11 protein-coding genes are annotated in these 12,657 nt (G+C 73.5%); 4 read left to right on the top strand and 7 right to left on the bottom strand.

Annotated elements, in window-relative coordinates:
- Positions 1–52 precede the first annotated feature (52 nt).
- The gene (locus tag AB0R04_RS20265; RefSeq protein ID WP_063346085.1) at positions 53–322 is read left to right on the top strand and encodes a helix-turn-helix transcriptional regulator; all 270 of its coding nucleotides are present in this window, start codon (positions 53–55) and stop codon (positions 320–322) included.
- 143 nt (positions 323–465) lie between these two features.
- Here AB0R04_RS20265 and AB0R04_RS20260 read toward each other — a convergent pair whose 3' ends face one another.
- The 3 genes from AB0R04_RS20260 to AB0R04_RS20250 form a co-directional block, all read right to left on the bottom strand.
- Positions 466–1,857, bottom strand: a complete 1,392-nt coding sequence (locus AB0R04_RS20260) for an ABC transporter substrate-binding protein (RefSeq protein ID WP_063346086.1) — start codon at positions 1,855–1,857, stop codon at positions 466–468.
- A gap of 64 nt (positions 1,858–1,921) precedes the next feature.
- Complete coding sequence (locus AB0R04_RS20255) at positions 1,922–2,830, bottom strand: carbohydrate ABC transporter permease (protein ID WP_079135349.1); 909 nt, start codon at positions 2,828–2,830, stop codon at positions 1,922–1,924.
- Positions 2,827–3,747 carry a sugar ABC transporter permease gene (locus tag AB0R04_RS20250; RefSeq protein ID WP_063346087.1) on the bottom strand — a complete coding sequence of 307 codons (921 nt, stop codon included), beginning with the start codon at positions 3,745–3,747 and terminating at the stop codon, positions 2,827–2,829. The genes AB0R04_RS20255 and AB0R04_RS20250 overlap by 4 nt, the downstream gene beginning before the upstream one ends.
- A gap of 280 nt (positions 3,748–4,027) precedes the next feature.
- Between AB0R04_RS20250 and AB0R04_RS20245 the strand changes: the two genes are divergently transcribed.
- The gene (locus AB0R04_RS20245) at positions 4,028–4,690 is read left to right on the top strand and encodes an SMI1/KNR4 family protein (RefSeq protein WP_363372945.1); all 663 of its coding nucleotides are present in this window, start codon (positions 4,028–4,030) and stop codon (positions 4,688–4,690) included.
- 103 nt (positions 4,691–4,793) lie between these two features.
- Here the strand turns inward: AB0R04_RS20245 and AB0R04_RS20240 are convergent, their stop codons facing one another.
- From AB0R04_RS20240 to AB0R04_RS20230, 3 genes are all read right to left on the bottom strand, one after another.
- Complete coding sequence (locus tag AB0R04_RS20240; protein WP_363372942.1) at positions 4,794–5,555, bottom strand: glucose 1-dehydrogenase; 762 nt, start codon at positions 5,553–5,555, stop codon at positions 4,794–4,796.
- The gene (locus tag AB0R04_RS20235; protein WP_363372939.1) at positions 5,552–7,057 is read right to left on the bottom strand and encodes an MFS transporter; all 1,506 of its coding nucleotides are present in this window, start codon (positions 7,055–7,057) and stop codon (positions 5,552–5,554) included. Before AB0R04_RS20235 ends, AB0R04_RS20240 begins: the two co-directional genes overlap by 4 nt.
- Before the next feature lie 119 nt (positions 7,058–7,176).
- Positions 7,177–7,758, bottom strand: a complete 582-nt coding sequence (locus AB0R04_RS20230; protein WP_363372936.1) for a helix-turn-helix domain-containing protein — start codon at positions 7,756–7,758, stop codon at positions 7,177–7,179.
- Between the two features lie 151 nt (positions 7,759–7,909).
- Between AB0R04_RS20230 and AB0R04_RS20225 the strand changes: the two genes are divergently transcribed.
- The gene (locus AB0R04_RS20225; RefSeq protein ID WP_363372933.1) at positions 7,910–8,395 is read left to right on the top strand and encodes a DoxX family protein; all 486 of its coding nucleotides are present in this window, start codon (positions 7,910–7,912) and stop codon (positions 8,393–8,395) included.
- Between the two features lie 115 nt (positions 8,396–8,510).
- On the opposite strand, the gene AB0R04_RS20220 is transcribed toward AB0R04_RS20225, so the two are convergent.
- Positions 8,511–9,995 (bottom strand): SulP family inorganic anion transporter, encoded by a 1,485-nt coding sequence (locus AB0R04_RS20220; protein ID WP_363373191.1) that lies wholly within the window; start codon positions 9,993–9,995, stop codon positions 8,511–8,513.
- Between the two features lie 826 nt (positions 9,996–10,821).
- Here AB0R04_RS20220 and gcl point away from each other — a divergent pair.
- Complete coding sequence (gcl, locus tag AB0R04_RS20215) at positions 10,822–12,603, top strand: glyoxylate carboligase (RefSeq protein WP_363372930.1); 1,782 nt, start codon at positions 10,822–10,824, stop codon at positions 12,601–12,603.
- Positions 12,604–12,657 lie beyond the last annotated feature (54 nt).

The raw sequence follows: 12,657 nt of genomic DNA, 5'->3' as shown, positions 1-12,657 counted from the left end.
CGAGGCGGGGCACACGGCATGACCCCGGCAGGGAGGGCCTAGTATCGAAGGCATGGTGAGGACTCCACTGACCCCGTGGGAGCGCGAGCGCGGGGAGCGCTTCGGGGCGCTGCTGCGCGAGGCGCGCGGCGCACGCAGCATGGTCGAGGTGGCGGCGGTGGCCGGCGTCTCGGCGGAGACGCTGCGCAAGATCGAGACCGGACGGGCGCCGACGCCGTCGTTCTTCACCATCGCCGCGCTGGCGTTCGCGCTGGATCTGTCGCTGGACGAGCTGGCGGCCGTGTGCGCGCTCCCGGAGGACGGCGAAGCCCTCTCGGCGTGACGCCTCAGCGCCTTGACGCCGACGACTGAGCCCCCGAGCGGCGCTCCCGACCGGCGGTCCCGGACGGCGGCGGCCCGCCGGGCGCGTACTGCGCCGGGCGGGCCGTCGTAGGGCGGGCCGGTGGCCGTGGGGCAGGGAGGCGGTCAGCTCACGGAGCTGTTGTAGCTGTCGATGGCCGGCTGGAGTTCCTTGGCCGCGTCGGCCAGGGCCTGCTGGGCGGTCTTGGAGCCGGCGATGGTCTGCTCGATGGCGGTCTCGACGCCCTTGCGGGCCTGCGGCATCACGCCGAGCAGGCAGCCGGCGGTGGCCGGGGAGGGCTTGGTGGCCTTGAGCTGCTCGATGGCCGTCTGGAACTGCGGGTACTTGGCGACCCACTCCTTGTCCTTGGGGTCGTCCAGGGACTTGCGGTTGACCGGGAAGTAGCCGGTGCCGGTGTGCCAGGCGGCCTGCTGCTCGGGGGCGGTGACGAACTTCTCGAACTCCCAGGCGGCGCGCTTCTCGGCGTCGGAGTGGCCGGGGCCGCTGATCCACAGCGAGGCGCCGCCGATGACCGGGCCGCCCTGGTCGGCGGCGGCGACCTTGGGGAAGGCCGCGGTGCCGACGGCGAACTTGGCGGCCTCGGTGTAGCCGCGCAGCACGCCGGTGGACTCCAGGTGCATGGCGACGGTGCCGGCCTTGAACGCGGCCTGGGCGTCGTCGGTGTTGCGGCCGGTGTTGGCCGCGTAGCCGCCCTTGACGAGGTCGGCCCACCACTGGACGATCTGCGCGCCCTGGGCGGAGTCGAAGACGGCCTTGCCGGCCTTGTTGCTGCGGCCGTTGTCCTGGTCGCAGTACATGGTGCCGGACTCGGCGAGCAGCTGCTCGACGAACCAGCCGTAGATGGCGGCGCCGAAGCCGTAGCGGACGGTCTTGCCGTCGGCGTCCTTCTTCGTCAGCTTCTTCGCCAGCTCGCCGAGTTCGGCGAGGTCCTTGGGCGGCTGGGCCGGGTCGAGGCCGGCCTCCTTGAAGGCGTCGGCGTTGAGGTAGAGCAGCGGCATGGAGGAGTTGAACGGCATCGAGACGAGCTTGCCGCCGACGGAGTAGTAGTTGCGGATGTTCGGGTCGAGGTCGTCGAGGGCGAAGCCGTCCTTGTCGGCGAAGGCCTGGGCCGGGACGGTCTGCTTGGAGTCGATCATGAACCGGGTGCCGATGTCGTAGACCTGCACCAGGGCGGGGGTGCCCTTCTGCTGCACCGCGGCCTTGTACTTGGCGACCAGGTCGTCGTACTTGCCCTGGAACTGCGCCTTGACCTCGATCTTGCCCTGGTGGGCGGCGTTGAACTGGCCGACCAGACCGGTGAGGACCTCGGCGTTCTTCCCGGTCATCGAGTGCCAGAACTCGACGCCGGTGACGCCCGAGGCCTGGTCGAGCGCCTGGGCGCCGGGGGCGGCGTCGGAGGAGCCGCCGGAGCCGGAGGTGGAGTCGCCGGAGCTACAGGCGGTCAGGGACAGGCCGGCCACCAGCAGGGCCGCGAGCGCGCGGGCACTCTTCTTCACGGGAGGGTTCTCTCTCTGTCGGGAGGGACGTGCTCGAAGGAGCGGGAGGAGGCGGCGCAGCGGGTCAGCGGACGGCGCCCGCGGTGAGACCGCGGACGATGAAGCGCTGGCCGAAGACCACCAGGGCGAGCGTGGGCAGCAGGGAGAGCACGACGCCGGCCAGGATCAGGCCCGGGTCGGACATCTCGGAGTCGCGCAGCGAGGTGAGGCCGATCTGCAGGGTCTGCATGTTCGCCGTGCGGGTGATGATCAGCGGCCAGAAGTACTGGTTCCAGGCGGACAGGAAGACGTAGATCGACAGCGCCGCCAGGGCCGGCTTGTTGAGCGGGACGACGATCCGCCACAGGAACCGCCAGTGGCCCGCGCCGTCGATCCGCGCGGCGTCGCGCAGTTCGCCGGGCAGCTGCCGGAAGGCCTGCCGCAGCATGAAGGTGCCGAAGCCGGAGGCGAGGAAGGGCAGCACCAGGCCGAAGTAGGTGTTCCCGAGCCCCCAGCCGGACAGCGTCAGGTAGTTGGGGATGATGATGGCCTCCCACGGGACCATCAGCGTCGCCAGGAACACCCCGAACACCACGGCCCGCGCCTTGAGCGGCAGGAACACGAAGGCGTACGCGGCGAGGACCGAGGTGAACAGCTGGGCGAGCGTGATGACGGTCGCCACGATCGCCGAGTTGGCGTACTGCCTCGCCAGCGGGACGGTGTCGACGGCGCCGGAGAAGTTCCGCCCGGTCACCGAGTGGGGCACCAGCGCCGGCGGGTAGGAGGAGAGTTCGGACGGGCTCATGAAGGCGCCGGCGATCGCGTAGTACACCGGGAAGGCCACGGTGACGACGGCGACGGCGAGCAGCAGGTAGACGGCGGCGCGGCCGAGCAGGTCGCGCGGCGAGCGGCCGGCCAGCACGCGGGGGCGCGGGCGCGGCGCGGCGGCCCCGTCCTGGGCCCCGGGCCCGGCCTCGGTGGCGGTCACGGTCATGCGTAGTGCACCTTCCGCTCCAGGACGCCGAACTGGACGGCCGTGCAGGCGAGGACGACCACGAGCAGCACCACGGCCTGGGCACTCGCGGTGCCGAAGTCGCTGGAGCCGTAGGCGAAGGCCTTCTCGTAGACGGAGTAGACGAGGGTCCGGGTGGCGCCGTCGGGGCCGCCCTTGGTGAGGATGTGGATCTGGCCGAAACTCTGCAGCGAGTGGACGGTGGAGACCACGGTCAGGAAGAACAGGTTCGGGCCGAGCATCGGCACGGTGATCGAACGGGCCAGTCGCAGCCCCGAGGCGCCATCGATCCGCGCGGCCTCCAGGATCTCGCCGGGGATCGAGCCGATGCCGGCGGACAGCACCAGGACGTTGTAGCCGAGGCTCATCCACACCGTGGTGACGGCCACCGAGACCAGCGCGTACCGGGAGTCGGTCAGCCAGCCGATCGGGCCCAGCCCGACGTGCGAGAGCAGGCCGTTGAGCACCCCGCTGGCGGGGTTGAAGAACACCGCGAAGACCACGGACGCGCTGGCCACCGAGAAGGCGAAGGGCAGCGCGAACGCGGAGCGCAGCAGCCGCACGCCCCGGATCCGGTTCTCCAGGAGCAGCACCAGCACCAGCGCGCCCAGCACGCCGGGCACCACGGTGAGCAGCGTGAACAGGGCGGTGGTGACGAGCGTGCGCCGGAAGTCCGCCGAGGTCAGCAGCTCGGTGTAGTGCTTCAGCCCGACGTAGCGCGAGGGCGCGCCGAACAGGTCGTTGGCGTGTCCGCTCAGGTAGACGGTCCGTCCCAGCGGGTAGCCGATGAAGAGGACGAAGACCACCAGGGAGGGCAGCAGGAAGGCCCAGGCGAGGCCGTGCTCACCCCAGCGGCTTCGGCGGCCCGGGTGGGGCTTGGTGTGCGGTGCGGTCGGCATGGGTTTGCGCGTCCCGCCTTTCGTTGCGTCGGTTCCGGCCGAAACCGTGTCCTGCCCACACGACGGGTTGGAAACCCCACGGTGAGCAACGGGTGTCGGTGGGATTACGCGTTCGCGTCAGATTCGGCCGGTCGTGGGCGGACGGGCGTTGGGGCGCGTCCCCGGCCCGTCGCGGGCGGGCGAGGTGTGCGCCGCGCCCCCGCCCGTTCCGGTACGCCCTCCGGTGGCCCCGGACTGTCGGTGGGACGGGACTGTCGGTGGGGCGTCGTACGGTTCCCGGATGGACGACACCGAATTCGACATCCGGGCCGCGATGGCCGAATCCCTGCGGGGCCGCGCGGGCACCCGGGCCCTGGTCGAGGGCTTCGCCGCCTACTGGGGTGAGCCGCTGCGGCCCGGGGACGGCTTCACCGACGCCGAACTCGACGCTGCCGAAGGGCGCCTGGGCCTGCGGCTGCCGGCCGCGCTGCGCGAGGCGTACCGGCTGTTCGGCCGCCGGGAGGATCTCACCGGCAACCACAACCGGCTGCTGCCGCCGGAGGAACTGTTCGTCCTGGAGGGCGCTTTGGTGTACCAGGAGGAGAACCAGGCGTGCGTGCACTGGGGCGTCCTGCTGGCCGACCTCGACCAGGACGATCCGCCGACGGTGGGCCGGCTCGACCTCGCGGACAAGTCGGCGGAGTGCTGGGAGCCCTGGGAGGAGCGCTTCTCGACGGCCGCGGCGGCGATGGTGATGGTGGAGAAGCTTTTGCAGGACGACGAGTTGAGCGTGTTCGCCGAGTCCGGGGCGGAGGTGCCGGAGGGGCTGGCGGAGCTGCCCCGGCTCGGCCGTGGCTGCCGCTGGTTCACCGGGCCGGACGTGCTGGTCGTCGAGCTCGACGAGGACTTCGTGGTGGCCCGGGCCCGGACCGAGGAGGCCCGGGACGCACTGGCCGAGCAGTGACCTGATGGCCCAACGACTGGTCGCCGCGCGGCCGTTGGGCCACGGAATGGTCGGGCGATGGCCCAACGACCGTGCTTTGCGCGGTCGTTGGGCCACGGGCGGATCAGGCGGTGGCGCCGCCGTCCAGGACGAGGTCGGCGCCGACGGTGAAGCCCGCCTCGGACGAGGCCAGGTACAGCACCGCGGCAGCGACCTCCTCGACCGCACCCGCCCGGCCGACGGGGAGGCTGTCCTTCATCCGCGCGGCCTTGTCGTCGGCGTTCTCGCCGGGCCGGGTGGACATGCTGGTGTCCACCGGGCCGGGGCTCACCATGGTGATCCGGACGCCGTCCGCGATGTGGTCGAGGGCGGCGCTGCGGGTCAGCGCGGTGACGGCGGCCTTGCTCGCGGCGTAGGCACCGAGGCCGGGCACCCGCATGTGGACGCCGAGGTTGGACGACACGTTGACGATCGCGCCGCCGCCGTGGGCCCGCATGTGGCCGATCTGGTGCTTCATGGCGAGCCAGGTGCCGGTCAGGTTGACCGCGAACACCCGGTGCCACTCGTCCTCGTCGATGTCGGCGACCGGGCCGACGGCGCCGAACACGCCGGCGTTGTTGACGGCGACGTCCAGGCCGCCGAGGAGTTCGACGGTCTCCCGGACCAGCCGGGCGGCGTCCTGACCGTCCGCCACGTCGCCGGTCAGCGCGACGGCCTTGCCGCCCGCCTGCCCGATCAGCTCGACCGTCTCGGCGAGCGGGCCCGCGCTGCGGCCCGCGACCGCGACCCGGGCGCCCTCCCGGGCGAAGGCGAGCGCCACGGCCCGTCCGATACCGCTGCCGCCGCCGGTGACCAGGACGGACTTGTCGGTGAAACGCGTGGTCATGAGAGGTGCTCCTTGATCTGGATGGTGCGTTCTGGGGCGGTGTCGGTCTCTGTGGCGGCCTCGGGAGTCGCCCGCGCCAGCGTGGCGACGGCGAGGGCGGTGAGCGCCAGGGCGGTGCCCGCCGCCGCGAAGGCCGTGGCGTAGCCGCCGACCACGCTCGGGCGGGTGGCGGCGAGCGCCATCAGGGCGGCCACCCCGGCGGTGGGGCCGAGTTCCATCGCAGTGTTGAGCACGCCCGCGGCGAGGCCGGTCCGTTCGGGCGGCACGCCCGCGGTGGCGAGCACGGCCGCGCCGGCGAAGGCGGCCGCGGCCCCGCCAGGCAGCAGGAGCAGCCCGGGCAGCAGCCCGGTGGCGTAGTCGCTGCCGGGCGCGAGGCCCGCCAGCAGGCCGAGCCCGGCCGCCGCGAGGGCGAGCCCTCCGGCGGTGACCGCGACGGCGCCGTAGCGGGCGGTCAGCGGCCCGGCCAGGCGGCCGGCCGTCAGCAGCGCCGCCGCGTACGGCAGGAAGGCGGCGGAGGTGGCCAGCACGCCCCAGCCGCGGACCTGTTGGAGGTAGAGCGCGAGCAGCAGGAAGGTCAACGCGGTGCCGGCGGCGGTCGCCATGACGGCGGCGAGGGCGGTGGCCCGGCGGCGGTCGGCGAGGAAGCCGGGCGGCAGCAGCGGGTCGGCGGTGCGCCGTTCGACGGCGGCGAAGGCGAGCAGCAGGGCGAGCCCGGCGGCCAGCGGCAGCAGTGTGCCGGGGCTTCGCCAGCCGTGCTCGGTGGACGCCACCAGGCCGTAACTGGCCGCGCAGACACCGGCGGCGGCCAGCGCGGCGCCGGGCAGGTCCAGGGCCGGCCGGCGGTCGACGGACGGTCGGCCGGGCGGGTCGGCGGGCGGTCGGCCGGGCGGGTCGGCGAGCGGTCGGCCGGGCGGGTCGGCGAGCGGTCGGCCGGGCGGGTCGGCGGGCGGCAGCGAGCCGGAGCGGGCCAGGCCGACGAGGGCGACCAGGACGGGCACCGCGAACAGCCAGCGCCAGGAGACCCAGGCGGCGACGGCGCCGGAGAGCAGGTTGCCCGCCGTGGCGCCGAGCACCGAGAGGCCGCCCCAGGCGGCCATCGCCCGCCGGTAGTCGGCGGGTTCGGGCCGCAGCACCCGGACCACGGCGACCGCCGCCGGGGCGGCCAAAGCCGCGCCGACGCCCTGGGCGAAGCGGCTCGCCAGCAGGACGGGGTAGCCGGGCGCGAGGGCGCAGGCGATCGAGGCGGCGCCGAGCAGGGCCAGGCCCACCCGCAGCAGCCGGCGGCCGCCGTGGCGGTCGGTCAGCCGCCCGCCGAGGAGCAGCAGGGCGCTGAAGGAGAGTCCGTAGGCGGCGCTCAGCAGCAGCACGCCGGACGGGCCGAGCCCGAACTCCCGGGCCACCAGGGGCAGCGGCACGGACAGGATCATGATCGTGAAGATCAGCGTGGCCTGCACGCCGCCGAGCAGCGCGAAGCCGGGCCGGTCGGCCGTGGCGACACTCATGGAAACCCCCCTCCTCCACAAAATGACCGTTCGGTCCAGTATTGAGACAGCAAGAGGCGACCTCCACCGTCACCCCACCACCGCCCCACGATCCGCAAGTCGATCCGCAAGTCGATCCGTCAGTCGAGCAGCACCAGCGCCTGCTCGGCGGCGTCCCGCACCCGGGACGCGCCGTCGGCCGTCTTCCCCATCACCCGCATGCCCTGCATCAACACCATCAGCATCCGGGCCAACGCCCGGGGTTCCCGCCCTGCGGGCAGCTCCCCCCGCGCCTCGGCACGCACCAGGGCGGCGGTCAGCACCGTCTCCAGGTGGGCGAGGCTGGCTCCCACCTGGCGGGCCGCCGAGGGATCGTGCGGGGCGAGCTCGACGGCGGTGTTGGTGACGAAGCAGCCGCGCTCCCGGCCGTCCCCGGCCGACTCCGCCGCGAACCGGCGGACCAGCGCGCGGACGGCCGGCAGCACCGGGCCGGGCTGGGAGAGCTCGGCCAGCAGCACCGGGTCGGCCTGCTCGCCGTACCGCTCCAGCGCCCGCAGGAACAGTTCGTGCTTGCTGCCGAAGGTGGCGTAGATGCTCGCCCGGGCGATCCCGAGCTCCTCGACCAGGTCGGCCATCGAGGTGGCCTCGTAGCCGCGCCGCCAGAACAGCTCAAGGGCCGACTGGAGCACCACGTCCGGGTCGAATTCCTTCGTTCGCGCCATGGGTGAACGCTAACCCTTTCCAGAACGATCGGTCAAGATCCTCCCCGAAGGTCGCACACGTGGGATCTGACGGAGCATTGCCAAGTGGACTAGACCAAGGCTACCCTTACCGCCCCGTACCTCCTCCTCCCCCCACAGGAGGCCTTTCCCCATGCCCGCGAACCTTCCCACCTCTCCCCAGCAGGCGGCCGAGGCCGCCCGCCCGCTCGTCCTGACGGCCTTCCGGGTCGTCGTCGGACTGCTCTTCGCCTGCCACGGCGCCGCCTCGCTCTTCGGCGTCCTCGGTGGCGCCAAGGGCGGCGGCACCGTCCCGCTCGGCCAGTGGCCCGGCTGGTGGGCCGCGCTGATCCAACTGGTCGGCGGCGCCCTGGTGCTGCTCGGCGTCGGCACCCGGACCGCCGCCCTGCTCTGCTCCGGCTCGATGGCGTACGCCTACTTCACCGTCCACCAGGAGCACTCCCTGCTGCCGCTGCAGAACGGTGGCGAACCCTCCGTCATGTTCTGCTGGGCCTTCCTCGCCATCGCGGTGCTCGGCTCCGGCCCGTACGCCCTGGACCGGCTGCTGATCCGGCGCACCACGGCCGATCCGGCCGCCCAGCCCGCCCCGGCCGGGGCACACCCGGGCCAGACCGGCTGAGCGCCCCCGGCCCGGCGGACGGCTGAGCTCCCAGCCCAGCGGACGGCCGGACGGCTCGACGGACTGACTGTGCGGGGTCAGTCCGTCGACAGGCCCGGGCCGCGTCCGCCCGGCCTCACACCACGGTCGGCAGCGGCGGTTCGACCGCGAGCGGAGCGGTGGAGCGGGCCCGGTGCTGGGCGGCCCACGCGGTGAGGGCCACCGTGCAGGCGTGGTCCAGGTGGCGCAGCCCGGACCAGTCGAGTTCCACCGGCCGGTCGGCCGGCAGCCGTTCCAGGGCGTCCAGCAGCCGGGGCAGCCGCAGGAAGGTCGCGTTGCCGCTGAGCCGGACGCGCTGCAGGGCCTCGCCGGACGGCAGGACCAGCTCCTCCAGGCCGATCTGCAGGTGCGAGGTCTGCCAGGCGGACTTGGCCACGGCCAGGCCGATGCCGATCAGCACACCCTCGAACAGGTCGGTGGCGATGATGGCGCCCGCGGTCACCGCGAGCACCAGCGCCTCGCCCCGGTGGCCGCGGCAGAGCGCGGCGATCCGCCGCAGCGGGACGAGCTTGGCGCCGGCGTGGACCAGGACGGCGGCCAGCGCGGTGAGCGGGACGAGCCCGAGCACGCCGGGCAGCAGCGCGGTGAACAGCAGCAGCCAGAGCCCGTGCAGGGTGCGCGAGGCCTTGGTCCGCGCCCCCGCCTGGACGTTGGCCGCGCTGCGGACGATCACCGCGGTCATCGGAAGGGCGCCGAGCAGCCCGCAGACGGTGTTGCCGATGCCCTGGGAGGTCAGCTCGCGGTCGTAGTCGGTGCGCCGGCCGTGGTGCATCCGGTCGACGGCGGCGGCGCTGAACAGCGTCTCGGCGGAGGCGATCAGGGTGAAGGCGACGACCGTACCGAGGCCGGCGGTGCCCGCCACCGCGCCGAGCGCGGCACGGTCGGGCAGGTGGACGACGTCGAGCAGGCCGGACACCCGGACCCTCGCCACCGGCAGGTCGGCGGCGGCCGTGACTGCGGCGGCCAGCCCGACCGCGGCCAGCGGCGCGGGGACGCCGCGGGCGACGCGCCCAGGCAGGTACTTCCAGCCGACCAGCACGAGCAGGGTGGCCAGGCCCAGGGCGACCGCGCTCGGGTTGGCCACGCCGGTGACCACGTCCGCCAGCAGGTCGGGCAGTCCGGCGATCTTCTCCGGCCCGGCGGCCGGGGCGCGGCGGTCGGCGAGCGCGTACAGCTGGCCGAACAGCAGGGTCAGCCCGATGCCGGCCAGCATGCCGTGCACCACCGAGGCGGACATCGCCCGGAACCAGCGGCCGAGCCGGAGCGCTCCCATCGCGATCTGGAGCAGCCCGGTGCCGAGGACGAGCAGGCCGAGGGCGGTGACGCCGAAGCGCTGGACGGCCTCGTAGACCAGGACGGTCAGCCCGGCGGCCGGGCCGCTGACCTGGAGGCTGCTGCCGGGCAGGACGCCGACGACCAGGCCGCCGACGATGCCGGTGACCAGACCCAGCTCGGCGGGGACGCCGGAGGCGACCGCCACCCCGACGCACAGCGGCAGGGCGACCAGGAACACCACCAGCGAGGCGGGCAGGTCGTAGCGCCAGGGGACGGCGCGCAGCACGGCGAGCGGGGGCCGGCGGCGGCCCGGCGGGGCGGCCTTACCGGGGTGGCCCGGCGGGGCCTTGCGGCGGCGGGGCGTTCGGCTCACCCGGTCACCACCGGGGGGCGGGCAGGGAGACAGCGCATGGCGGCGTTCCTTTCGCGCGCCCGCCGCTGCGGGCACGCCGTCACAGGGGGGTGAGGAAGTCGCAGGGGGGTGAGCAGGTCGCGGGGCGGTGAGCAGGTCGCGGGGGAGGCGAGGAGAGGGAAGGGAGGTGGGCCGCACGGGGGGGCGACAGCGGTACGGCCGCAGGTCCGGACGGACCGGACGGCGGCGGCGGGTGTCGGGTCGGTGCGGCCAGGGGGTGCGTCCCTCGCTCGGGTGCGGCGGACCGGGCACGCTGGTCCTGGACGGGACCGGCCGCCGGAGCTCCCCCGCTCCCGGACCGTCCCGAATCCCCCTTGCCGCGGCCTCAGTTGGACATCACGGGCCCGGCGTGCCACCGACGGTACCCAGGGGTGCGGGGTGGGCCGACCTCGGACACCGTCCCTTCACCCGCACTGCACACCGGCCGCGCTTTCCGCCGCGGAACGGCCGGTTCCCCGGGTACACCAGCGCGATCGGCGCAAACCTGTACGAACCCGGCCCCGTCTCCCCTCCCCCGGACCGCCGCAGCGACCTGCGGTTTCACCCCCTGGGCCGGCTTCCACATTCTGTTGAACCTCCCCTTGACGCCCCGCCGAGCCCGGCCGTACCGTATTTCCGCATACAGAAACCATTCTTCCGTATGGTGGAATTCTGGAGATGAGCCCTCCGAGCCACTGCGGGCCGACGCAGGAGAGACCCGATGCCTCGTATGACAGCCGCCCGCGCGGCCGTGGAGATCCTCAAGCTCGAAGGCGTTGAGGTCGCGTTCGGCGTGCCGGGCGCAGCCATCAACCCCTTCTACGCCGCACTCAAGGCCTCCGGCGGGATCAGGCACACGCTGGCCCGGCACGTCGAGGGCGCCTCCCACATGGCCGAGGGCTACACCCGCGCCAAGGCCGGCAACATCGGCGTCTGCATCGGCACCTCGGGCCCGGCCGGCACCGACATGATCACCGGCCTGTACTCGGCGATCGCCGACTCCGTCCCGATCCTGTGCATCACCGGCCAGGCCCCCGTCGCCCGCCTGCACAAGGAGGACTTCCAGGCCGTCGACATCGCCTCGATCGCCAGGCCCGTCACCAAGGCCGCCACCACCGTGCTGGAGGCCGCACAGGTCCCCGGGGTGTTCCAGCAGGCCTTCCACCTGATGCGCTCCGGCCGTCCGGGCCCGGTCCTGATCGACCTGCCGATCGACGTCCAGCTGACCGAGATCGACTTCGACCCCGAGGCCTACCAGCCGCTCCCCGTCTACAAGCCGGCCGCCAACCGGATCCAGATCGAGAAGGCCCTCGCGCTGCTCCAGGCGTCCGAGCGCCCGCTGATCGTCGCCGGCGGCGGCGTCATCAACGCCGACGCCGCCGAGCTGCTGCGGGAGTTCGCCGAGCTGACCGGCGTCCCCGTGGTCCCGACCCTGATGGGCTGGGGCATCGTCCCCGACGACCACGAGCTGAACGCCGGCATGGTCGGCCTGCAGACCTCGCACCGCTACGGGAACGAGAACTTCCTCGCCTCCGACTTCGTCCTGGGCATCGGCAACCGCTGGGCCAACCGCCACACCGGCGGCCTGGACGTCTACACCGCGGGCCGCACGTTCGTCCACGTCGACGTCGAACCCACCCAGATCGGCAGGATCTTCGCCCCCGACCTCGGCATCGCCTCCGACGCCAAGGCCGCGCTGGAGCTCTTCCTCCAGGTCGCCCAGGAGCTCAAGGCCGCCGGGCGGCTCAAGGACCGCAGCGCGTGGGCCGCCGCCACCCAGGACCGCAAGGCCCGGCTCCAGCGCCGCACCCACTTCGACGACGTGCCGCTCAAGCCGCAGCGCGTCTACGAGGAGATGAACAAGGCGTTCGGCCCGGAGACCCGCTACGTCACCACCATCGGCCTCTCCCAGATCGCCGGCGCGCAGCTGCTGCACGTCTACCGGCCGCGGCACTGGATCAACTGCGGCCAGGCAGGCCCCCTCGGCTGGACCATCCCGGCCGCGCTCGGCGTCGCCACCGCCGACCCCGAGGGCCAGGTCGTCGCGCTCTCCGGCGACTACGACTTCCAGTTCATGGTCGAGGAGCTGGCCGTCGGCGCCCAGCACCGCATCCCGTACGTCCACGTGCTGGTGAACAACGCGTACCTGGGCCTGATCCGCCAGGCGCAGCGCACCTTCGACATCGACTTCCAGGTCAAGCTGGAGTTCGAGAACATCAACGCGCCGGAGCTGGGCGTCTACGGCGTGGACCACGTCCGGGTCGCCGAGGGCCTGGGCTGCAAGGCGATCCGGGTCACCGAGCCCGAGGGCCTGCTGCCGGCCTTCGAGGAAGCCAAGAAGCTGGCCGCCGAGTTCCGCGTCCCGGTCGTCGTCGAGGCGATCCTGGAGCGGGTCACCAACATCTCGATGGCCGCCGCCGACATCGACAAGGTCAACGAGTGGGAGGAGATCGCCACCCTCCCCGAGCACGCGCCGACCGCCGTCAAGCCGCTCGCGCTCTGAACCCGCCGTGGGCCACTCGGGGCGGGCGCCGTGCTGCGCCCGCCCCGAGTGGCC

Origin of the sequence: Kitasatospora sp. NPDC056731 (assembly GCF_040687675.1) — a bacterium.
Lineage (GTDB): Bacteria > Actinomycetota > Actinomycetes > Streptomycetales > Streptomycetaceae > Kitasatospora.
Note: the sequence above shows the minus strand (reverse complement) of the source record. Positions and strands in the feature narration are given on the sequence as shown.